Source organism: Vibrio sp. YT-19(2023) (genome assembly GCF_033337395.1).
The window spans coordinates 1-974 of the sequence record NZ_JAWOQN010000196.1 but is presented as its reverse complement, the minus strand read 5'-3'; the positions used below and the strand labels follow the sequence as shown (position 1 = coordinate 974).

Genomic DNA, 974 nt, shown 5'->3' with positions numbered 1-974 from the left:
TTTGATATTCGTGAAGTGCTAAGAACCGACGACAACTTTGGTCGCGCAGAACCGAATATCGAAGCCATTGCTCAACTAGCCCAAGAGAAGCTTATCCCTTTATGTCTTGGTTCTGTCGTCATCACACAGGGCTTCATTGGCTCTGACGAAGAAGGCAATACAACAACGTTAGGCCGTGGTGGTAGCGACTACAGTGCAGCCTTGATTGCTGAAGGTGTGAAAGCATCTGGACTTGAAATTTGGACAGATGTTCCTGGTATTTACACGACCGATCCTCGCATCGCACCAAAAGCATCACCAATCCCAGAGATCAGTTTTAGTGAAGCCTCTGAAATGGCTAACTTTGGCGCGAAAATATTACACCCATCAACACTGGTCCCTGCTCTGCGCCATGATATCCCGGTTTTTGTTGGCTCATCCAAAGAACCAGAAAAAGGCGGCACGTGGATTCGTCATCAAGTCGAAAGCTCACCACTGTTCCGCGCCCTCGCTCTGCGTTGTAATCAAACGATGGTCACTATACGTAGTGCGAACATGTTCCTTGCGTACGGCTTCTTAGCAAAAGTATTTGAGATTTTTGCCAAGCACAAAATTTCGGTAGACCTTATCACCACATCAGAAATCAGTGTGTCACTCACACTGGATCAAACTGATACCTCAGGAGGCGCACCACAACTTCCTCAAGCAGCACGTGAAGAATTGGAAGAGGTGTGTAAGGTCGAAGTAGAACATGACCTTTGTTTGGTAGCCTTGATTGGTAACAAGATGAGTGAACGTAAAGGCTATGCGAAGCAAGTGTTTGGTACGCTAGAAGATTTGAACTTACGCATGATCTGTTATGGAGCAAGCCCTCATAATCTGTGCTTCCTTGTGAATGAGTCGGTGGCAAAGCAAGCCATTCAGAAGCTGCATACAGAGCTCTTCGAACAATAACATTGGTTTGTTCCTCAAGTGCCCACTACCGTGGTTCAAAA

General features: G+C 46.4%; 1 protein-coding gene. It reads left to right on the top strand.

Annotation, left to right across the window (positions count from 1 at the left end; genetic code table 11):
* The coding region (lysC, locus tag R7E78_RS24835) for a lysine-sensitive aspartokinase 3 (RefSeq protein WP_318058436.1) at nt 1-933 on the top strand (933 nt) is incomplete at its 5' end.
* Nucleotides 934-974: the final 41 nt, after the last annotated feature.